The organism is Clostridia bacterium, from assembly GCA_035561135.1.
Classification (GTDB): Bacteria; Acidobacteriota; Terriglobia; order Terriglobales; family Acidobacteriaceae; genus DATMYA01.
Map to the genome: position 1 here is coordinate 704,114 of DATMYA010000008.1, position 20,868 is coordinate 724,981.

Below are 20,868 nucleotides of genomic sequence, written 5' to 3' on the forward strand. Positions count from 1 at the left end.
TACGTTCCTACCCCGTCGGCAAGAAAGGATGCTTTTGTGCTTACGATTCAAACGGTTATACTCCTGAGGCTAAATCCGAGAGGCTGAACGTGGTTTTGTACACATTTGACGAAGCATATGTGCAGGGCCTCAAAGCCGGAGATCCGGCTGCACAGCAGCACTTCGTCAATTATTTCAGCGAGCTTCTCGTCATCAAGCTGCGAGCCAGGTTTCTGTCGCACGACTTGATTGAAGACGTCCGGCAAGAAACTTTCGTTCGCGTGCTGGCAATCCTCAAGAAAGACCGTGGCATAGATCATCCGGAACGCCTGGGCGCTTTTGTTAATTCCGTCTGCAACAACGTTCTTCTTGAACAGTACAGAGCGAATGCCCGCACCGAGAGCCTTGAGGACGGAGACGATCCGCCGGACAAGACCATCGATCTCGACCGGAAGCTGGTTTCTGACGAGGCGAAGCGCATGGTTGAGCAGATTCTGGACGGCCTGGCGGAGCGGGATCGTCGCGTGCTGCGGGCGGTCTTCCTTGAGGAACAGAGTAAAGACCAGGTGTGTAAGGACTTCGGCGTTGACCGGGACTACCTGCGGGTCTTGCTTCATCGAGCAAAAACACAGTTCAGGGCGAAATATGCCCAGGCGGGACTGCCGAGTTTTTTTGCAAGTAAATAGGTTTGAGGCGAAACGATTGCGACTCTTGAATCACTTATTCACAGGCAATGAAGGTCTATGTTGCCGAACCCGTTTACGGGTGCCGCCACCCCCATCGGTAAGCGCTTCGAAGGGTGCAGGATTCTATGGATCATTCTGAAGCAATCAAGATGATCGCGGCTGAAAAGTATCTGCTCGGCGAACTCACTGCGAGCGAACGTGATGCTTTCGAGGATCACTACTTTTCATGTGAAGAATGTGCAGCGGACGTGAAGTCTGCCGCCGTTTTCGTGGACAACGTCCGCGAGGTTCTGCGCGCGGAGTTGGCGCCCAGGAAAGCCGAAGCGGCCGTGGACAACAAGCGCAGTTGGTTTGCCTGGCTGCGTCCGGCGTACGCCGCGCCGCTCCTGGCGATATTGCTTGTCGTTGTTGGCTACCAGAACTTTGTCACAATTCCGAGGATGAATCGCGGGAAGTCCGCCGCGGCTCCGCAAGCGCTTGCGACCTTCTCTCTGGTAACAGCCGGGTCTCGAAGCGGGTCCGGCATTACGATCGCGGTCGAAAAGAACACTCCCTTCGGGCTTTATTTCGATATTCCCTCCAGCAGCGAATTCTCGTCGTATTCCTGCGAAGTGCAGAGCGAGTCTGGCAAGCGGCTGTTTTCTGTAGGCGTCCCAGCGCAACAGGCGCGGGATTCCGTTCAGTTGCTGATTCCTGGTGCCACACTCGAATCCGGGCAGTATTATCTCGTCGTGCTTGGAAACCGTAATGAGCAAGCGGCAAGCACACCGGGGCAGGAAGTCGCACGGCTTCCTTTCGCAGTGCGGGTCAAGTAATTCAAATCGACGAGTAGTTCCGAAACTTCGGAGACAACAGACTGGAGTGTATGGATACTGCAAAGACCTTTTTCTACAATGCCAACGGTTGCGCATTAGGCGGCGAGATTCGCTGGCCCATCAGCCAAACCCTTGATCCTGTCGCGGCGACGTCGCTGCCCATTACAGGCGGCTACGGCTCAGCGAAGGCCGGCGAGTACAAACTTCAAGACATCATCGGCTACAAGAGCGCGAGCGGCGAAGTCTCAGGCAAGCGAGACGAACTGGACGGCGCACACAACACCGAGATCACCGCAACCATTGAAGGCCTGAATATCAACAATGTGGTCACCGCCGACCGCATCGTGGCTCGGCTCTCGTCGAAATGCAAACCGGACGACACCGAGGGCTGCATCGTCGCGGCCGGCAGCGAGTTCGTGAACTTACAGATTGCCGGTTACCCGGTCGAAGTCGAACTCGACTTGAGCCTTTTCGCCAACCTCGACACCCAGGACAAGTTCAAGAAAAAATACCAGGACGACCCTGACTTCCGGAAGACGGCGCAGAAGCGCTTTCTCTGGGACGACGTTGATGGAAATGCGCCGGAATGGCTGAAACAGCGCTATAAGTGGGTGACTCCTCGGGGGGCTCTGCCGGAGTCCAAGGGAATCATACCGTGCTCGCTGATCAAGTCCATCAAGTGCGCCTGCCCTGACGTTCAGATTTACGGCAACGTGATAATCGTGGCGAACTTTGGAACCATCTTCCTGGGCGAAATCCTGATGAAAGAAAATTCGCGGCGTCTCACGATGATGCGCCTGGCGATGGGCTCACCGGTGGGTGGAGACGTGACGGTCGCCGGCATCGAGGGCAACGGTACGCTCTACCCGTAACTGTGTTGTGTGCTCTTTAGGGATTGGCCCTTTGCCAATCCGGATTTCTAGCCTAGTGCAATTCTGACCTAGACCTGGGATTGGTCGATCACCAATCCCAGGAAGCCCCAACCTGCCCAAAACCATCCGCTATTGCCTTCTTCCACAAAAGATCCTATCGTTTGTCGCTGATTCAACCAACCATATGGCTAGCCGTTTACTACACGCGATTTGTGTGCGAACACAGCGCATCCCTTTGCCTCCGGTCGGAACTGTAATTGTTTGCGCTCTGTTGGGGTTGGCCGGATGTAATCGCCTTTCCCAGAGAAACCCAGAAGCGCTTTTCCACGAGGCGCGAGCGACATTCGAACGTGGCGAACTACCGCAGGCGTTCCTGCTAGCCGACCAAGGCTGGACTAAATTCCAGTACAGCAATCCTGATTCAGCGTGGCGCTTCCGCGTTCTCAAAGCCGAAACACTCATCTGGCAAGGCAAGAGCAAGGAATCCATCGCTCTGCTCGAAGAAAATCTGCCTGTGTCACTCGCATCGGACGAAATTTCTATTCGACTGAAAATCACACAGGGAGCAGCCAACTACTATCTCCAGCGGTTTAATGAGGCGGAGAGCCGCTTGTCAGAGGCTCAGCAACTCGCAACCGCCAGGCATCCCGATTTGCTTGCCGATGTGAATTTGGCGCAGGGGGCTCTTTCGATTCTGCGAAATGACCTACCCGCTGGTGAGCGCCACCTGTTGCGCTCGCTTGCAATCGCACGAGACCGCAATAAACAATTTGTTCAGGCGAATGCTCTTGGAAGTCTCGGCGTGATTGCGCTGAGGCGTCAGCACTATGACCAAGCCATCGACTGGCTGACCCAGTCCCGCAATATTTCTGAAAAGCTAGGTAACAAAACACAAACATCGAAAACGCTCGGCAACCTCGGCTGGTGCTATTTCAAGATGGGTGACACCGAAAAAGCGCTGTCGCTCTTTACCGAATCCGAATCGCTTGCCGCGCAGCTCGGGCTTCTAAAAGACCAACTCCTCTGGCTCACCAACATCGGCAGCATCCACTACGAGCAGCGTGAATACGCCGAGGCCGCGAACTACTACCGGCGGGCGCTGGAGATTGCCCGAAAGCTGGAGAACAAGAGTGCCGCCTCGATTGCCCTGAGCAATCTTGCCGCGACCGCGATTGAGACACGCGACTTCGACCGTGCCGAGCAGTACAACCGGGAAGCGTTTGAGATGAAGCGTGCGATCGGCGACGCCACGTCGGCACTGTACTCGTCGCAGAACGCGGCGCGCATCGCAGCCGGTCGCAACGACCGTGCCGGCGCTATCAGGATGCTGCAGCGCGTCGTACACGAAGCCGGTGAGAACGTGTCGCTCAGGTGGGAGGCGCAGGCCGAACTGGGAAATCTATACGCGGCCCAGCGAAACACTGCACGCGCTGATGCACAGTTTCGGACGGCCCTCAGGACCATCGACAGCGCGCGTTCGGGGATCAAGAAAGAAGAGCAGCGCCTGTCGTTTCTCGGCAGCGCCAAGCGCTTCTACAACGACTACATCGATTTCCTCATCGCCAACCATCGGACCGAAGAGGCGCTAAGGGTCGCCGAACACAGTCGTGCGCGCACGTTAGCGGAAGGACTTGGACTGGACGCCGATCCGAAAGCGACGGCTTTCAAACCCGTCCTCGTCGCCGGCAAGCATAAGGCAGTTCTGCTGTACTACTGGCTGAAGCCCGGTCAGTCATATCTCTGGGCCGTGTCGCCGTCGCGGACCGAGTTGTTCCGGCTGCCATCCGACACCGACATCATCACCAAGCTACAGGATTACCGCAATGTGCTGATGGGTCCGCGCGACGTTCGTGAAGCAGCCAATACGACAGGGCAGGAGCTCTATAACGTTCTCGTCGCGCCCGCTCAGAAACTGCTCGCCCCCGGCTCGCGGGTCATCGTACTCGCCGACGGACCGCTGCACGCGCTGAACTTCGAAACCCTTCTCGTGCCGGGACAGCAGCTTCATTACTGGATCGAGGATGCGGTCATTACCAATGGCAGTTCGATCGCGCTGCTCGCGGCTCCGGCGCGCAAGCATCCCTCGCGTGCGAAAAATCTTCTTCTCATCGGCGATCCGAAGTACACGGAGAGCGAGTTCCCACCGCTTCCGCAGGCCGCCCAGGAACTGAAGCGCGTCGAAGAGCACTTCGCGCCCGAACTGCGCCTGGTCCTTGCCGCCGGCGAGGCAAAGCCACGAGCATACGCGGCGAGCAATGCCGGTGCGTATTCGTATATTCATTTTGTCGCGCACGCCACGGCGAGCCGCACGAGTCCGCTGGATTCCAGCATCATTCTCTCGAAGGACGGCGACAACTCGAAGCTGTACGCGCGCGACATCATGCAGCAGCCGCTCTCGGCGGACCTGGTGACGATCTCGGCCTGCCATGGCGCCGGCACTCGCGCCTACTCGGGCGAGGGACTTGTTGGATTGTCCTGGGCGTTCCTGCGCGCTGGCGCCCATCACGTCATTGCCGCCCTCTGGGAAGTGAACGATGCCTCGACTCCTCAGTTGATGGATGGACTCTATTCCGAGATGGGCAAGGGCAAAGACCCAGCAACTGCCCTGCGCTCAGCTAAGCTGGCAATGCTGCACTCCAATTCCGTCTATCGCCGCCCGTTCTATTGGGCGCCCTTCCAGCTTTATTCCGGGTCGTAAGCGGCTGAATGAGAATAGGTCAGCATAAAAAGTCGAAACGACGTGCAAGGTCTAGCTGCTGAGGTACTCTCCTTACCCAGCATGAAAAAAATTCACTTTTCCTGAAACGTTTTGGTGTGCAGGTGCACTACTGACTGTAAGGGAATGCTGGCGGGTTGTGTTCCTGAAGTTGAGAACGCCTGACCAGATAGACGGGACTGGTGTGCTGGCTTGGGGGAGGCAGCGTGCCGGTCCCGAACTATTGCCAGCGTGCAATAACATTTCCTCGCGATGTCGATTCTGCCTCCGCAAAAGCGGCCGCCAAGGCGGCAGTCCTGAGCCCACGACCTCAGTTAGCTTGCGATGATGGTCCTCTGCGTACGTTGTTCGAATGCGGCTTTCACGTGTGGCTGCACAAGGTACCAGATAATCAGGGCGTCGATGCCGAACATGACGACGCTCCACAAAACGCCGAAGATATGGAAGTGAATGAGCGACACGAGCAGTCTCGCTGCATTCGAAACGGCTCCAATCGCGGCGAAGACGATGCTGATGATGCGCGCCCAGTTCATCAGCGAAAACAGTCCCCAGCCCAGTACGGCTGATATACCGGCAAGAACAAAGAACACCGCGCTCCCCAATCCTCCGAGCAGCAGGCCGAGTCCGAGTCCGCCAGCCATGGAGTGTTCGCCGGCCGCCGTGCCTCCGAGAACGGCTCCGACCATGCCGCCTCCGAGGAGCAGACCACCGCTGATCAAGAGAAGAAAAGCCGCCGAGATGAAGTGGAGAATTGCCAGTACCGTCACGCCCGTAGGCCTCTGCATATCGATCCCTCCGATTGTCTCCGCTCAACGGCGACGCTGGGCGCGTACGCTAGTCCAACTGAAAAACCATGTCAAGTGAAGATTGCGGGGCACGGCGGGTGCTTTGCCAGGTTGTGGGCCAACAATGCGCTTCCGTCGTGAAATCGGCAGTTATACTGAAATGAACAACCTATGCCAGTGAAACTTGAAGAAATTGTAGCGGCAGTTCGCAGCCGCCTGGTTGAAGCGAAAAGCACCGCCAATATGGCGGGTCTGGAGACACGCGCTGCGGCGCACTCGCCCCGCGGCTTTCGATGCGCACTCGTCGAAGCTGCGCGCACTCGCGTTGCCGTCATCGCCGAGTTGAAGAAGGCTTCGCCCTCGCGTGGGCTCATCCGCAGTCCCTTTCATGTGGCCGGAATCGCGAACCAACTCGAAACAGCCGGTGCTGTCGCGCTTTCGGTACTGACGGAAGAAGATTACTTTCAAGGCTCGCTCGCAAATCTCTGCGAAGCCTCGGCTGCGACGGACATGCCATGCCTGCGAAAAGACTTCATAGTCGATGAGTTCCAGTTGCTGGAAGCACGCGCGAACCGTGCGGACGCCGTGCTGCTGATCGTCGCCGCCTTGAGCCAGGCCGAGCTGATTCGCCTCTCCGTACGTGCCCGCGAACTTCAGTTGGACGTGCTCTGCGAAACGCACGACGCCGAAGAAGTGCAGCGCGCGTGCGACGCCGGAGCCGACATCATTGGCGTGAACAGCCGCAATCTCCGGACTATGTCTGTGGATCTGCGTACTTTCACGGATCTCGTGGCCAAACTTCCTGCGAACGCCCTTCGCGTCGCCGAGAGCGGAATCAGGAATGCCGAGGATCTCCAACGCCTCCGCGACGACGGGTATCAGGCGTTCCTCATCGGCGAGCAGCTTATGAGCGCCGAGATGCCGGGTGACGAGTTGAAGAAGTTGATTTCTGCGACCGGCGCTGCGGGAGCAAGCCGGTGACCTGGGTGAAATTGTGCGCCATGACGAACGCCGACGACGCGCGTGCCGCCGTGCGCGCCGGCGCGGACGCCGTCGGCCTGATCTTCGCGCCCAGCACGCGCCGCATCGACGTAGCCACGGCTGCCGCGATCACGGCGGAATTACCGCCGCATATCGAGAAGGTCGGCGTGTTCTCGAACGAGCGAGCCGACGTTATCCGCAACGTGGCGCAGCGCGCCGGACTCACGGCCGTGCAGTTGCACGGCGATGAGGACGCACAGTTCGCGCGCGAGTTGTTTACGAAACGTACGAATGCGCAACCGCAGACGCTGAAAATCATCAAGACAGTTCACGTCGTGGACGGAATGGAATCCGTTGTACGTGAGTTTGCGGAAGGCAGCGGCGTGGATACAGTACTGCTTGACTCCGTTACCTCGAAAACACGCGGCGGGACCGGAACAACATTCGACTGGCAGCAGGTCGCGGAACTTCTCGCGGGCGTCTCCGTGCACGTTCGTGTCATTGTCGCCGGCGGGTTGCGGCCTGAAAATGTGAGCGCTGCAATCTCGATCTTGCGCCCTTGGGGTGTAGATGTAGCAAGCGGGGTCGAGCGCGAACCCGGCAAGAAAGATTTCGAAAAGATGAACGCCTTTGTCGACGCAGTGCGACAGGCAGAGAAGAGAAGCTGACTGAATGGCTGTGCGCGAATCGAAAACGGCTGTTAAACGCACGAAGAAGAAGCCTGAGACAAACCGCAAAGCGAAGCTCGCGCCACGTGCCGCGAAGGTCTCCGCCACCGCTGGGCGCTTCGGAGCGTACGGCGGGCGCTACGTGCCGGAAACGCTCATGGCGGCGCTACAGGAATTGGAACAAGCCTACGAGCGCGCCAAACACGACCGCAGCTTTCAGGATGAGTTGCAGCGGCTGTTACGTGAATACGCGGGGCGTCCCACGGCTTTATCCTTCGCCGCGAACCTGACCCGAAAACTTGGCGGGGCGAAGATATACCTGAAGCGCGAAGACCTTCTGCACACCGGCGCGCACAAGATCAACAACTGCCTCGGACAGGGACTGCTCGCGCGCCGCATGGGCAAGCATCGCATCATCGCCGAAACCGGCGCTGGCCAGCACGGTGTCGCCACCGCGACCGTCTGTGCTCTCATGGGTATGGAGTGCGTGGTCTACATGGGCACGGAGGACATGCGCCGCCAGGAACTGAACGTATTTCGCATGAGATTACTGGGTGCGGAAGTGCGCGGCGTCGAGTCTGGATCGCGCACGCTGAAGGACGCTATCAACGAAGCCATGCGTGACTGGGTCACGAACGTGAGCAGTACGCATTACCTTCTGGGCAGCGTGCTTGGTGCACATCCGTACCCTATGATGGTGCGCGATTTCCATCGCATCATTGGGCAGGAAGCGCGCGAGCAGATTATGAATGCCGAAGGCAAGCTGCCGACGGCAATCATCGCGTGCGTTGGTGGAGGCTCCAACGCCATTGGCGTGTTCTACGATTTCATCGGCGAAAAGCGCGTGCAACTGATCGGAGTGGAAGCGGGCGGACGCGGCAAGGCGCTTGGCGAACATGCTGCTCGAATGAGCGGAGGAGCGCCAGGCGTTCTGCAGGGGACATACTCCTACGTGCTACAGGACGATGCCGGACAGATTGCCGCAACACACTCGGTTTCCGCCGGCCTTGACTATGCGGCGATCGGTCCTGAACACGCGATGCTCGCGGACACCGGCCGGGCGGAGTATGTTTCCGCCAGCGACGACGAAGCGCTTGCGGCCTGTAGTCTGCTGGCGCGGACGGAGGGAATCATTCCTGCGCTGGAGTCATCGCACGCCGTTGCCGAGTGCGTGAAGCGCGCGCCGAGGATGAGGAAGACGGACATCATTATCGTGAACGTCAGCGGCCGTGGCGACAAGGACATTGGAATCCTGCGCGAGAAGCTGAAATTCTGAGCGGTGGCGCTGTATGAAAGAGCGAGTGTCATGAATCGCAGAGCGTACGTTGTTGCAATCGTGTTAGTGCTGTTGCTGGGCGCGTGCCGCAGGGAAGGCGAGCACAAACCATCAAAACTTATCGCTCCGTTATACAGCGGACAGAGCTTGCAGACGGCGCAGCGGGTGCTCGAGTTGGAGGCCGGTAACTGGGATGTGCTGGAAGACAGGCGTCCGCTCCCCAGCGACAAGCGGCCACCGTTTCGTATCTTTACGATTTCGAAAAAGAACTGGCCGCACAACGCAAGCAAGGGCGAGCTGGTCATGACGTTTTTCAATGACCGCCTGATGACGACGCAGTTCTACACTGACAACCTCGAACAGTTTAAGGCGGCACTTCAGGGCCAGGATTCTCTTATCTTCAGCGAGGCTGGAGACACAAAGATTGAGCCTTCCACGCGTGTGTGGATCGGCAAGGATGCAAGTGGCCGACGCTACGTCGGATGGATTGACAAAGTACTCCAGCGCGAACACGATGACTGGGTCAGCAAGTACGCACAATCGTAATTTATAAATTTTTATGGCCATGGAATTTGCAAACCGTCCGGGACTTGTCGTTTATCTGACTTGTGGTGATCCATCGGTAAAGGCGACGCGCGACATCGCGCTGGCTGCCATTGGAGCCGGTGCAGACATCATCGAACTTGGCGTTCCGTTCAGCGACCCCGTCGCGGACGGTCCCGTCATTCAGCGCGCCAGTGAGCGTGCGATTACGAAGAAGACGACGCTCGCTGACGTACTGCAGATTGCGCGCGAGATACGCGAGCGCTCCAGAGCCGGGTTGATCGTCTTCTCCTACATGAACCCCATCATGCGCTACGGAGTGGAACGCTTCTGCCGCGACGCGCGCGAGGCAGGGGTTGATGGCGCGCTCGTCACCGACTTGCCGATTGAGGAAGCTGGCGACTACATACGCCACATGCGCGCGCAGTCGCTGGCGACGGTATTCCTGGCGTCGCCCACCAGCCCTGACGATCGCCTGCACAGCATCGCCAACGCCAGCACTGGATTTGTTTACGCCGTCTCGCGCACGGGAGTGACCGGTACGCAGAAGGAACTGACCGGTGATGCTGAGGGCCTGGTTGCTCGTCTACGCAAGTTCACCGGCCTTCCCATCGCAGTCGGTTTCGGAATTTCGACGGCGGAGCAATTCACGTCCGTTGGACGCTTTGCGGATGCGGCTGTAGTCGGTTCGGCCATCGTGCAAACCATCGAACGCAATCCGGACGAGCCAGCGGAAGCGGTCGCGTCATTCGTACACCGTCTTGTCAGCTCGCGCCGGCGCTGGGGAGCGACACCGGCTGGCGCTTCGGCATTGTAAAATCAAACGTGAGACGGAGTTCGCAACGACAGCAGCGATGGACATCAACGGCTGGCGCAAGAAGATCGATGAAGTTGACGCACGACTCGTGGAGTTACTGAACGAACGCGCCAAAGCTGCGCGCGAGATCGGTCGACTGAAGCGGCAGACGCAGGCGCGCATCTATGAACCTGACCGTGAGAAGATCATCTTCGAGAACGTGCAACGCGCAAATCGCGGCCCGCTCGTTGATTCCGAACTTAAGCAGGTTTACGAGCGCATCATCGACGTAATGCGCAACATTCAAACGCAAGAGATTGGTGCGAAAGTGCCCAATGTATCGGGTGAAACCGAGCTGGATCCGCAGGACTGAGTTCGCGCAAGCGCGCGAGAACAAAACAGCATGATCGTAGCGATGGCAGATTCGGCGAGTGAGGATCAGATCCAGCATGTGATCGACACCCTGGTCGAGCTGGGCCTCACGGTGCACCGCAGCACCGGCGTGCGTCAGACGGTGCTGGGCGTGGTTGGCGCGCGCGTCGACTTCGACATGCGGATGCTGGAGTTGCTGCCGGGCGTACAGGAAGTGCACCGCATCTCATCGCCATACAAGTTGGCGGGACGCAGCTTCCGTCCCGAAGGCACGCGTGTGCGGTTTGCGAACGGAGTCGAAATTGGTGGCGAGTCCGTGGTCGTCATGGCCGGACCGTGTTCGGTGGAGTCGCGCGAGCAGATCTTTGCGTCAGCGGAGCTGGTGAGCCGGAACGGCGCGCGCGTATTACGAGGAGGCGCGTTCAAACCTCGCTCATCGCCCTATGCCTTCCAGGGCCTGGGGCTCGAAGGCTTGAAGTTGCTGCGCGAAGCGGCGGACGCGCACGGGCTCCTGGCCATCAGCGAAGTCATGGAGATTTCGCAGATCGACACCATGCTGTCGTACGTCGACATTCTCCAGGTAGGCGCGCGGAATATGCAGAACTTCAATCTGCTGCGGGAGCTCGGCAACGTGCGCAAGCCCGTGCTTTTGAAGCGCGGCATCGCCGCAACGATCGAGGAGCTTCTACTCTCATCCGAGTACATCCTCGCTGGTGGCAACTACGACGTCATTCTGTGCGAACGCGGCATTCGCACGTTTGAAACTTACACGCGCAACACGATGGACATTTCGGCTATCCCCATCGTTCATAAACTCTCTCACCTGCCCATGACGGCCGATCCCTCGCATGGCACCGGGCGTCGCGATAAGGTTGCTCCTATGGCGCGTGCTTCCGTCGCAGCCGGAGCCGATGCGCTGCTCATCGAGGTGCATCCCGCGCCCGACAAGGCCCTCAGCGACGGCGCGCAATCACTCTATCCCGAGCAGTTCAGCGAACTCATGCAGCAGTTGCGCATCATCGCTCCCGCAGTCGAACGCACCATCGCTTAAGTGTCTTCGCGCACGTACAATCTTCAGATGCAAATCGAGCAGATCACCATCGTAGGCACCGGCCTTATCGGCGGCTCATTCGCGCTGGCGATCAAGGCAGCGGGGTTCGGCGGACGTATCGTCGGATGTGACCGGCCTGACGTTCTTGAACGCGCGCTGAAGTTGGGCGCCATCAATGCCGGCGAGGTCGATCCCGTCCGCGCTTGCGAAGGCAGTCAGTTGGTCATGCTTGCCACGCCAATCGGTTCCATCATCGACCACATCGAGCGGCTCGGTCCCGTGCTATCGCCGGACGTGCTCATCACCGACACCGGCAGCACCAAGGTTGAAATCGTTGCGCGCGCACAGCAGGTCTTCGGTGACGCTGGGTCGAGACGCTTCCTTCCGGGGCATCCCATCTCCGGCAAAGAGACCGGCGGCATCGAGCAGGCGCAGGCGGACCTCTTTGCGAATGCGACCTGGGTTATCGCGCCAGCGGGCGGCGCCTCGGCTGCCGTGCGACCGGAGTTCACGCGAAGCCTGCATGGCGAATACATGCGACTGCTGGAATCGATCGGCGCGCAAGTGGTGATGATCAGCCCGGAGCGTCACGACCGGATATGCGCCTACGTCAGTCATCTTCCGCAGATGCTATCGACGGCGCTGGCGGCCTGCGTCGCCGACGAGGTCGGGGGCGATGTGGCCCGCGATGCGCTCAGCGGACCAGCACTGCGCGACATGACGCGCATCGCCAGGAGCCCGTACGGCATGTGGCGAGACATCGCTTTCACGAACACACAAAACCTGCACGATGCGCTGCTCAAGGTGGAGCAACGACTGGCGCACCTTCGGGAGAACCTGAGGACGCGCGGGTTGCAGGGAGAGTTCGAGCGCGCGCACGAACTCTTCCTGCCGCCCAAGGCGAAAGATGAGTTCGAACCGCCGAAGTTCTAGCAGGCTGAACAAGACCGATTCTTTGAACACGGCACACCTTCAGCCCTGCATTTTTGACACAAAGATTTGCGTCAACGCAGTACCGTGGTTAGAATCACCTCTCGCTGTTGAAGTGGATGTGGGGTCCCTTACAGCGGTCCACCCGTTTTATCTCGGTCTGCATCTCACAATTTGTGTTGTCGTTTACGGCGCGAACATCATGAACAAAGTCTTTGCGAACGCTGAAGACGCCATCTTCGATATCCGCGATGGCGCCACGCTCATGGTCGGTGGCTTCGGCCTATGTGGCATCCCTGAAAATCTGATCTCCGCCCTTGTCAAGAAGGGCGTCAAGAACCTTCACACCATCAGCAACAATGTAGGTGTCGACGATTTCGGTCTCGGACTGCTTTTACGCAGTGGTCAGATTACGAGCCATAAGGGCAGCTACGTCGGCGAGAATCGCCTGCTGGAGGAGATGGTGTTGGGCGGCCGTATCGACCTGGAGCTGATTCCTCAAGGCACCTTTGCCGAACGTATCCGCGCAGGCGGCGCTGGCATCCCGGCGTTCTTCACGCCCACCGGTGTTGGCACCATCGTTGCGGAAGGTAAGGACACGCGCGAGTTCGATGGCCGGCTCTACGTCATGGAACGCTGGTTGCGCGCAGACTTCGCGCTTGTCAAGGCGTGGAAGGGCGATAAGTGGGGCAATCTCGTTTATCGAAAGACAGCTCAGAATTTCAATCCGATAATGGCGGCAGCCGCCAAGGTGACCATCGCCGAGGTCGAGCACCTGGTCGATCCCGGTGAGATTCCACCCGAGCAGGTACACACGCCGAGCATTTACGTTAAACGCATTTTCCAAGCCGTTGCTGAAGAGAAGCGCATCGAGCGCCGTACAGTACGGAAGGCCACAGCCTGACACGGGGGCGACGAAGGAGTGAGGACGGAGACTATGGGCGGCGGAATGGTTTCAAAGTTGGGCAAGCAGATGGATCCCGCGAAACGCGAGTTGATCGTCAAGCGCGTGGCGCAGGAACTTCGCGACGGCTTCTACGTCAACCTCGGTATCGGGATGCCGACGCTGGTCGCAAACTACGTGCCGGATGACATCGACGTAGTTCTGCAAAGCGAGAACGGTATGCTCGGTGTTGGCCCTTACCCGGTGGATGGCACGGAAGACCCCGACCTGATCAACGCCGGCAAGGAAACCGTCACCGAAATTCCCGGCACGGCGTTCTTCTCCAGCGCGGAATCCTTTGGCATGATTCGTGGCGGGCACATAGACTTCAGCGTGCTCGGCGCAATGGAAGTGGATGAAGAGGGTAACCTGGCGAACTGGATGATCCCCGGCAAGATGGTGAAGGGCATGGGCGGTGCCATGGATCTGGTTGCGTCGGCGAAACGCGTCGTCGTTGCCATGGAGCACACCACTCGTGACGGTCAGCCAAAGATACTCAAGCGTTGCACGCTCCCGATCACCGGGCTAAAGGTTGTCGATACCATCGTCACGGAAATGGGCTACATCAAGGTAGTCCACGGGCAGGGACTCGTGCTGGAGGAGATCGCTCCCGGCATCAGCATTGAGGAAGTGCAGGCCGCTACAGAACCCGCGCTGGTCATCAGCCCAACGCTTAAGACGATGAGTTTCTGAGCGCGCCTGGACTGAATACGCCGGAGCCAGAAGCTCCGGCTTCCTTATGCTCGCGCGGGACCGCGCAACACGCGTGCAGGCAGTAGCACGATGGCTTTCACTAGTTCGAGCACGCCATCCACAGCGATGCCAATCAGGCGGAAGGGCAGCAACAGCAGCCACACGAGGGGATACAGCACGATTGCGAGCAGCGCCAACGGCCAGCAGAAGACCAGCAGAACAAGCCATAGCAAGAACGTCATGACGCGCATTCCTCCTGCCGAATGATACGAGGCAAGTTCCGGTTTTGTTCCCTGACACTTCGGATGGTTCTGCTATGCGAACTCCATCCAAGCCAGGGATGCCCCGCCCCTGTGTGCCAGAGTTGCTATGCTACCTGGAAACAGCGTCGACCGCATCGGCCAGGTTGCGCAGCGATTCTCCAAACGGAGCCTTCGCCACGCCGCGTTCAGTGATGATTGCGGCGATGTACTTTGCCGGCGTCACGTCGAATGCCGGATTCTCGACCTTGCAATTGTCCGGCGCGATTTGTTTCCCGGCGAGATGGGTGACTTCGGTCGAGGCGCGCTGTTCGATAGGGATTGTGCTTCCATCCGGCGTCTCGAGATCCACGGTCGAGATAGGCGCGGCGACGTAGAACGGGATGCCGTGCTCCTTGGCGAGGATCGCCACCGAGTACGTGCCGACCTTATTGGCAGTGTCACCGTTCGCGGCGATGCGGTCGGCGCCGACGATGACGGCTCCTATCTTGCCCTGCGACATGATGGCCCCGGCCATATTGTCCGAGATCAGCGTTGTCGCGATGCCGTCCTTCATGAGTTCCCAGGCCGTCAGGCGAGCGCCTTGCAGGAACGGGCGAGTCTCGTCGGCGTACACGTGGATCGCCTTTCCGCTCTCCACGGCGGCGCGGATCACGCCAAGCGCTGTGCCGTAACCTGCGGTCGCCAATGCACCGGCGTTGCAGTGCGTCAGAACGCCGCCCGTGGCAGGCATCAGCACGGCGCCGTGGCGCCCCAGGGCTTCGTTTGCGGCGATATCTTCGGCATGCATACGCTTCGCTTCTTCGATCAGCGTTAACTTGATCTCTGCAAGTGGCCGTCCGGCAAGTTCATCCAGCCTGCGCTGCATGCGACGGATGGCCCAGAACAGGTTTACCGCGGTTGGGCGAGTCTCGCCCAACACCCGGCAGATGCGGCCGAACTGGTTGCGAAATTCGGAAATATTATCGGTGCGGAAATCGCGCGAACCTAGTGCGATACCCATCGCGGCCGCAACGCCAATGGCCGGGGCTCCTCGCACAATCATTGTGCGAATGGCGTCAGCCACTTCTTCGTAGGTCTTGCAGAGAACGTAGCTTTCTTCGGTCGGCAGCTTCGTCTGATCGATGAAGCGCACGCCAGCGTCAGTCCACTCCAGGGTGTTGATCATGAGTACCAGTCGCCTCGGCGGCAGAGCCTTGGCCAGTAGGATTGTCGGAGACCGTTCTAGTCTAAATGCAGGCGGCGGAAAGCGCGACTAGCCGCAATAATAGAAACCCTCCACTCGGGGCGGAGGGTTGGGTACCAGCCTAATGCGCAGCCAATCGCTCGTTACGTGATGTTCTCACCGGAGTTCACGCTGGAGGCCATCTGAATAATCTGAATGCCGTAGCCGTCAGGATCGCGCAGCAGCGCCCATAAACCAAACGGCTCGCGGCGCGGTTCGATTTCGATGTTGCCGCCCCTGCGTTTCATCTCGCTTGTCGCCTTGCGGATGTCGTTTACGTAGATCCCGAATGTGCAACCTGTAGTTGGGCCTACTTTCACTTCCTCGCCCTCGGGATGCAGGCCCAGAATGAGACTGCCGGCATCGAACTGGCTCCAGTTACTCTGCTTGAAGAGCAGCTTCAGTCCCAGCACGTCGCGATAAAAGGCGACGCTGCGTTCCATGTTTGTGATCACCATCATGATGATTCCGAGTTTGCCGATCGAAGTGTATTCTGCCATCTTTCTCCTTAGGCGCCCTTAGGCGACCGAACTTTGCTGGAACCGCACAGGACGAAGGTCGCGCGGCTACGCCTGTTCTTCGGATTGATGCATGGCGCAACGGTGCCGGGGCGTGTTCGCGACGGCCGTGCGCTCACACAACTCGCACTTCGCCGACACTGAAAATTTTGGCGGAGCGTCGTCTGCCCGTCGATTCAGCTTCAGATGTTCTGCCCGGACCTCGGCTGCACGAAATATCGTGACGAACGGAGCCGGCGCTGCGGCGCGCTCCACTGCGAGGCGTCCGCCAGCCTCCTCGCGCTCCACTAAGCTCATGGCGCCCACAACGTCGAAGCCGAACTCACGTGCGGCCTCAATGGCCTGAACCGTGGATGCTCCCGTCGTGCAGACATCGTCGACGATGACAACGCGTGCGCCTTTCTGTCGGAAGCCCTCTATGCGCTGGCCGGTGCCGTGCGCTTTTTCCAGTTTGCGTACCAGGAAACCATGGATCAGGAAGTCCGAAGTATTCCCCGGCTTTGCCGCCGGAGCAATTGCCTGCGCCTGTTGTGCGCTCAGCATGGCCACGCCCACCACGATCGGGTCAGCGCCCATTGTCATTCCGCCAATAGCCTGCGCGTGCCATCCGCGTGAGCGCATCTCGTCCATGAACACGTGGGCCGTCAGGCGTGCGCCCTCGGCATGCAACGTCGTGGTGCGGCAGTCGATGTAGTAGTCGCTGGTTCCGCCGCTGGAGAGCTTGAACGCACCCAGGCGGAAGGAGTTTTGCGCGAGCAGCGTGAGTAGTTCCTGGCGCGAATCTTTCATAATCAGTTCGGTAAACTCATTTCGGTAAACATAGCATGGCGCACGGATTCCGGCACGGTCGCGGAACTGCGACCGGTGCCTTAGCTGCCGTTCACTACGCGCTCAAGATGATGAAAGCCGTCACTGGCAAAATACATCATTGTGAAGAGCGTGAGATTGTAGCCAGCGTGGACAAGAAATGCGGCTGCCACCGAGCGTGCCATGGAACGAACCATCGTCAGGGCTACTCCCACAAGGAAGAGCACCAGCACCGGGGCCCAGGCTTTGCCCAACTGCGAAGCGTGTATAAAGCCGAACAGCGCTCCGGTGACGATGATGCCGAGCACCAATCCCAACCGGCGTGCCAGCGCGGGAAAAAGGAGTCCACGAAAGAAGAGTTCCTCGACCAATGGCGCGATTGCCACGCCGAAGACGGCCATCACCCATGCGCCCGTCGCAGTCGTAAAGAACTGGTCTATCGGCATCTGCTTGGGTATGGGCAACAGGTGAGAGAGTCCCTGGATCGAGAGTGCCAGCACTACTCCGCCGGCCAGGTATGCAGGCCACACCAGGTTCGGCCAACGCCAGTGAATAGCCTCGGAAAACTCCATGTCGTAATGACGCGTGAGCAGTCGCCGGATGTACGCGATCACGATCAGGTACGCAGCCCCCTGCCCTGGGACGATGACGCGGGGGTCGGTCGCAAGCTGGGCTGGCGTCAGGTGGCGAAACGGCGGCAGCACGGCGGCAATCGAGAGAGCCAGCAGCGTGCAGAAGAACACTGCTAGCACAGCCAGCAAGGCCAGCTTCACTACGTCGCCCAGCGACCAGACCGGGAAGCGTTCCTGAATTCCGGCGTACTCCATGTTCGCGGGCAACTCGGTGCGCGAATCTGATGTAACGGGAACTTCGCTGCCGCCGAACGGGTTCTCGGGAGTGGACAAAGGGTTTTGTCTCCGCTGCGTGTTGCAGCCTCATTCTACTAATAGACGTTACTTGTTGTTGGTGGCAGGCTGTTTGTTCTTGAGTGCCTCAGCCAATGCCTGGCCGGTGTAGCTCTTTTTGACTCGCGCCACCTGCTCGGGCGTGCCCTGCGCTACGATGCGACCGCCGTCCTCCCCTCCCTCAGGTCCGAGATCGATGATCCAGTCCGCATTCCGGATTACGTCCATGTTGTGCTCGATGATGATGATCGAGTTCCCCAAGTCCGTTAGCCGGTGCAGCACGTCCAGTAGTTTGTTGACGTCCTCAAAGTGCAACCCCGTCGTAGGCTCATCGAGCAGGTAAAGCGTGCGTCCTGTCTGGCGCTTGCTCAGCTCGCGCGCAAGCTTGATGCGCTGCGCTTCGCCGCCGGACAGCGTTACGGAACTTTGTCCCAGGTGGATGTATCCGAGGCCGACGTCCACCAGGGTCTGCAATTTCTGGCGCACCTGCGGAATGCTTTCGAGAATCGGCAGCACGTCGGCGATCGGCGTTTCCAGCAGGTCGGCAATCGAGTAACCCTTGTACTTCACCGCCAGCGTCTCGTGGTTATAGCGCTTACCGCCGCACACTTCGCAGAGCACGTACACATCAGGCAGGAAGTTCATTTCGATGCGACGCTCGCCCTCGCCCTGGCAGGCCTCGCAGCGGCCGCCAGCAATGTTGAACGAGAAACGCCCTGCCTTGTAGCCGCGCTCGCGCGATTCCGGCAGCATTGCATACAAATCGCGGATATTCGTGAACACGCCCGTGTAGGTCGCCGGATTCGACCGTGGTGTGCGTCCGATCGGCGACTGGTCGATGCGGACGACCTTGTCGATATTCTCCACGCCCGTAATCGTCTTGTGCGCCCCGGGTTCCTCGCGGGAACGGTAGAGCCGCTTGGCGATGGCTCGGTACAGGATGTCATTCACGAGCGTTGATTTCCCGGAGCCGGACACGCCGGTTACGACCGTAATTAAACCAAGCGGGAAGGTCACGTCAATGCTGCGCAGATTGTTTTCGTGCGCGCCCAATATGCTGATTACCTGCCCATTGGACTGTCGGCGCTCGTGCCGTACGGCAATGTGCTTCTTGCCCGAGATGTATTGCCCGGTCAGCGAATCGGGAGCGTTCTCAATCTCCTCCGGCGTGCCCGCTGCGACTACGGCACCGCCATGGCGTCCGGCGCGCGGGCCCAGATCGATGACGTAATCCGCGCGGCGAATCGTCTCTTCGTCGTGCTCCACTACTACCACCGTGTTGCCCAGGTCGCGCAAGGCCTCCAGCGAACGCAGCAAGCGGTCATTGTCGCGATGGTGCAACCCGATCGAGGGCTCGTCGAGCACGTAAAGCACGCCCCGCAACTTCGACCCAATCTGCGTTGCGAGTCGTATCCGCTGAACCTCACCTCCGGATAGCGTCTCTGCCGAGCGGCTCAGCGAGATATATCCGAGCCCAACTTCCAGCAAGAAGCGCAGGCGCTCGGCAATTTCGTGCACCACGCGTCCCGCAATCTGTCGCTCGCGCCCATTCAGACTGACTTTGTCGATGGCCTCAACGGCACGCGAAACCGGGAGCGTGGTGAAATCGGCGATAGACATGCCGTTCACTTTTACCGCGAGGCTCTCCGCGCGCAGCCGCTTCCCGTGGCACACAGGGCACGGTGTCGCCGACATGTAGTTCATCAGCCAATCGCGATAGCTGTCGGAAGTGCTGTCGTCGCTCTGCTGCTTGAGAAATGCGACGACGCCGCGGAAGCCGCCGCGCCGCTCGGAAGCACTCTGCGGGCCGTGCAGGATAAGCGTCTGCGTCGCTGCCGGCAATTGCTCGAACGGCAACGAGAGATCGAATTTGTAATCCTCCGCTGCCATTTTCAGCACATGCTGTAAATATGCCGAGCCGGAGCCCGGCCCAAGGCCGCCGTCCAGCAGCGGCTTCGACCAGTCCAGGATGAGCTTGGCGGGATCGAAGTCGTAGCGCGATCCCAGTCCGTTGCACTCTGGGCAAGCGCCGTAGACGGTATTGAAGCTGAACGAGCGCGGTTCCAGTTGTGGCACGCTGATGCCGCAATCCGGGCAGGCCAGCCGGGACGAATACATGTGCTCTTCGCCGCCGACGATCACCACCTGCACAAGGCCGCCGCCAAGCTTTATGGCGATATCCACCGAGTTGGCAAGGCGCTTTTCAATTCCCGGCTTAACCAGCAGACGATCGACAACGACCTCTATGGTGTGATTTTTGCGCTTGTCGAGCTTGATATCTTCTTCTATGTTGAGCAGTTCGCCGTCAATGCGCGCTCGCGTGAAGCCGTGTTGGGCGAGCTTTTCCAGTTCTTTCTTAAATTCGCCCTTGCGGCCGCGAACGATTGGCGCCAGCAGCATCACGCGCTCATCGCTTTTCAGCTCGAGCACGCGGGCTACGATCTGCTCCGCCGATTGTCGGGTGATCGCCTTACCGCACTGCGGGCAATGCGGCACTCCGACAGACGAATAGAGCAGGCGTAAATAGTCATAGATCTCAGTGATTGTCCCTACGGTCGAACGGGGGCTGCGCGATGTAGTCTTTTGCTCGATGGAGATAGATGGGCTTAGTCCGTCGATGGAGTCAACGTCCGGGCGTTCCATCTGGTCCAGGAATTGACGCGCATAGGCCGAGAGGGTTTCGACGTAGCGCCGCTGGCCCTCCGCATAGATCGTGTCGAACGCCAACGACGATTTGCCCGACCCGCTCAATCCGGTGATGACCGTGAGCGTGTTTCGAGGAATCACGACGTTGATGTTCTTCAGGTTGTGCTGGCGCGCGCCGCGCACCGTAATATTGGTAATGGCCATCAGTCAGGTTCTTTTACACCCCGCTTACCCCAAGCAGGACTTACCGAAAGGCCAAGGTGGGACTGTCTTGCAGCACAGTCGGCCATGTCCCTTCCGTTACGTGGACGGTTCCCTAGAGATGTCAGAGAGTAGGGAAGACAACTCGACACAGGTATCTTAGTTGGCAATAGCGGTGAGCGTCAAACAAGCGCATATAT

General features: G+C 59.1%; 21 protein-coding genes. 14 read left to right on the forward strand and 7 right to left on the reverse strand.

Annotated elements, in window-relative coordinates; translation table 11 throughout:
• The first annotated feature begins 89 nt into the window (after window positions 1-89).
• From VN622_03125 to VN622_03140, 4 genes are all read left to right on the forward strand, one after another.
• Window positions 90-665 carry a sigma-70 family RNA polymerase sigma factor gene (locus VN622_03125; GenBank protein ID HWR34849.1) on the forward strand — a complete coding sequence of 192 codons (576 nt, stop codon included), beginning with the start codon at window positions 90-92 and terminating at the stop codon, window positions 663-665.
• 125 nt (window positions 666-790) lie between these two features.
• On the forward strand, window positions 791-1,480 hold the full coding sequence (locus tag VN622_03130) for a zf-HC2 domain-containing protein (protein HWR34850.1): 690 nt from the start codon (window positions 791-793) through the stop codon (window positions 1,478-1,480).
• Between the two features lie 50 nt (window positions 1,481-1,530).
• On the forward strand, window positions 1,531-2,352 hold the full coding sequence (locus tag VN622_03135) for a choice-of-anchor P family protein (GenBank protein HWR34851.1): 822 nt from the start codon (window positions 1,531-1,533) through the stop codon (window positions 2,350-2,352).
• A gap of 184 nt (window positions 2,353-2,536) precedes the next feature.
• Window positions 2,537-5,050 (forward strand): CHAT domain-containing protein, encoded by a 2,514-nt coding sequence (locus VN622_03140; GenBank protein HWR34852.1) that lies wholly within the window; start codon window positions 2,537-2,539, stop codon window positions 5,048-5,050.
• A 332-nt stretch (window positions 5,051-5,382) separates the two neighbouring features.
• Here the strand turns inward: VN622_03140 and VN622_03145 are convergent, their stop codons facing one another.
• The gene (locus tag VN622_03145; protein ID HWR34853.1) at window positions 5,383-5,853 is read right to left on the reverse strand and encodes a hypothetical protein; all 471 of its coding nucleotides are present in this window, start codon (window positions 5,851-5,853) and stop codon (window positions 5,383-5,385) included.
• Between the two features lie 171 nt (window positions 5,854-6,024).
• Between VN622_03145 and trpC the strand changes: the two genes are divergently transcribed.
• From trpC to VN622_03195, 10 genes are all read left to right on the forward strand, one after another.
• Window positions 6,025-6,834 carry an indole-3-glycerol phosphate synthase TrpC gene (gene trpC / locus VN622_03150; protein HWR34854.1) on the forward strand — a complete coding sequence of 270 codons (810 nt, stop codon included), beginning with the start codon at window positions 6,025-6,027 and terminating at the stop codon, window positions 6,832-6,834.
• Window positions 6,831-7,502, forward strand: a complete 672-nt coding sequence (locus VN622_03155; GenBank protein HWR34855.1) for a phosphoribosylanthranilate isomerase — start codon at window positions 6,831-6,833, stop codon at window positions 7,500-7,502. Before trpC ends, VN622_03155 begins: the two co-directional genes overlap by 4 nt.
• A 4-nt stretch (window positions 7,503-7,506) precedes the next feature.
• On the forward strand, window positions 7,507-8,778 hold the full coding sequence (gene trpB / locus VN622_03160; GenBank protein ID HWR34856.1) for a tryptophan synthase subunit beta: 1,272 nt from the start codon (window positions 7,507-7,509) through the stop codon (window positions 8,776-8,778).
• Between the two features lie 30 nt (window positions 8,779-8,808).
• Entirely contained in the window at window positions 8,809-9,324 is a 516-nt protein-coding gene (locus tag VN622_03165; GenBank protein ID HWR34857.1) for a hypothetical protein, read from the forward strand.
• A gap of 13 nt (window positions 9,325-9,337) precedes the next feature.
• Complete coding sequence (gene trpA, locus VN622_03170; GenBank protein ID HWR34858.1) at window positions 9,338-10,138, forward strand: tryptophan synthase subunit alpha; 801 nt, start codon at window positions 9,338-9,340, stop codon at window positions 10,136-10,138.
• Between the two features lie 37 nt (window positions 10,139-10,175).
• On the forward strand, window positions 10,176-10,490 hold the full coding sequence (locus VN622_03175; GenBank protein ID HWR34859.1) for a chorismate mutase: 315 nt from the start codon (window positions 10,176-10,178) through the stop codon (window positions 10,488-10,490).
• A 30-nt stretch (window positions 10,491-10,520) separates the two neighbouring features.
• A complete protein-coding gene (gene aroF, locus VN622_03180) occupies window positions 10,521-11,540 on the forward strand; it encodes a 3-deoxy-7-phosphoheptulonate synthase (GenBank protein HWR34860.1) in 1,020 nt (339 codons plus the stop codon).
• Window positions 11,541-12,473 carry a prephenate dehydrogenase gene (locus VN622_03185; protein ID HWR34861.1) on the forward strand — a complete coding sequence of 311 codons (933 nt, stop codon included), beginning with the start codon at window positions 11,541-11,543 and terminating at the stop codon, window positions 12,471-12,473.
• Between the two features lie 199 nt (window positions 12,474-12,672).
• Window positions 12,673-13,374 carry a CoA transferase subunit A gene (locus VN622_03190; protein ID HWR34862.1) on the forward strand — a complete coding sequence of 234 codons (702 nt, stop codon included), beginning with the start codon at window positions 12,673-12,675 and terminating at the stop codon, window positions 13,372-13,374.
• 45 nt (window positions 13,375-13,419) lie between these two features.
• Complete coding sequence (locus tag VN622_03195; protein ID HWR34863.1) at window positions 13,420-14,106, forward strand: CoA transferase subunit B; 687 nt, start codon at window positions 13,420-13,422, stop codon at window positions 14,104-14,106.
• 44 nt (window positions 14,107-14,150) lie between these two features.
• Here VN622_03195 and VN622_03200 read toward each other — a convergent pair whose 3' ends face one another.
• The 6 genes from VN622_03200 to uvrA form a co-directional block, all read right to left on the reverse strand.
• Window positions 14,151-14,357 carry a hypothetical protein gene (locus tag VN622_03200; GenBank protein HWR34864.1) on the reverse strand — a complete coding sequence of 69 codons (207 nt, stop codon included), beginning with the start codon at window positions 14,355-14,357 and terminating at the stop codon, window positions 14,151-14,153.
• Between the two features lie 121 nt (window positions 14,358-14,478).
• The gene (gene mtnA, locus VN622_03205; protein HWR34865.1) at window positions 14,479-15,534 is read right to left on the reverse strand and encodes an S-methyl-5-thioribose-1-phosphate isomerase; all 1,056 of its coding nucleotides are present in this window, start codon (window positions 15,532-15,534) and stop codon (window positions 14,479-14,481) included.
• Between the two features lie 161 nt (window positions 15,535-15,695).
• Window positions 15,696-16,091, reverse strand: coding sequence for a VOC family protein (locus VN622_03210; protein ID HWR34866.1), 396 nt, complete (start codon window positions 16,089-16,091; stop codon window positions 15,696-15,698).
• Window positions 16,092-16,157: 66 nt separating this feature from the next.
• Window positions 16,158-16,898: an orotate phosphoribosyltransferase gene (gene pyrE, locus VN622_03215; protein ID HWR34867.1), complete on the reverse strand. Its 741-nt coding sequence runs from the start codon at window positions 16,896-16,898 to the stop codon at window positions 16,158-16,160.
• Between the two features lie 80 nt (window positions 16,899-16,978).
• Complete coding sequence (locus VN622_03220; protein HWR34868.1) at window positions 16,979-17,821, reverse strand: type II CAAX endopeptidase family protein; 843 nt, start codon at window positions 17,819-17,821, stop codon at window positions 16,979-16,981.
• Window positions 17,822-17,869: 48 nt separating this feature from the next.
• Complete coding sequence (gene uvrA, locus VN622_03225; protein ID HWR34869.1) at window positions 17,870-20,671, reverse strand: excinuclease ABC subunit UvrA; 2,802 nt, start codon at window positions 20,669-20,671, stop codon at window positions 17,870-17,872.
• Window positions 20,672-20,868: the final 197 nt, after the last annotated feature.